The following is a 428-nucleotide window of genomic DNA, read 5'->3' as shown; positions in this document are numbered from 1 at the left end:
AGGAGGTCGTCGGCCAGCATGACCGCGAAGGGTTGGTTGCCGACCAGCTTTTCCGCGCACAGCACCGCGTGACCGAGTCCTAATGCCTCCGCCTGGCGCACGTAGAAGCAATCGACATGACTCGGCTTGATGCTGCGAACCAGCGACAGCAGCTTTTCCTTCCCGCGCGCTTCGAGCTCCGCCTCGATTTCGTAGGACCTGTCGAAGAGATCCTCGATGGCGCGCTTGCTGCGACTGCTCACGAAAATCATCTCCGTGATACCCGCGTTGATCGCTTCCTCGACCGCATATTGAACCAGCGGCTTGTCCACGACCGGCAGCATTTCCTTCGGGCTGGCCTTGGTGGCCGGCAGGAAGCGCGTGCCGAGACCGGCCACGGGAAACACGGCTTTGGTGACTTCCAGCATGGCAGGCATGTCCTCGGATTC

At 61.4% G+C, this 428-nt stretch carries 1 protein-coding gene; it reads right to left on the bottom strand.

What is annotated here, in order from left to right; all coding sequences use genetic code 11:
- A partial coding sequence (locus HWY05_RS38020) for a sugar phosphate nucleotidyltransferase (protein WP_176061513.1) occupies window positions 1-407 on the bottom strand: 407 nt, incomplete at its 3' end.
- Window positions 408-428 lie beyond the last annotated feature (21 nt).

It is taken from the genome of Paraburkholderia sp. BCC1876 (genome assembly GCF_902833695.1).
Taxonomy (GTDB): Bacteria; Pseudomonadota; Gammaproteobacteria; order Burkholderiales; family Burkholderiaceae; genus Paraburkholderia.
Note: the sequence above shows the minus strand (reverse complement) of the source record. Positions and strands in the feature narration are given on the sequence as shown.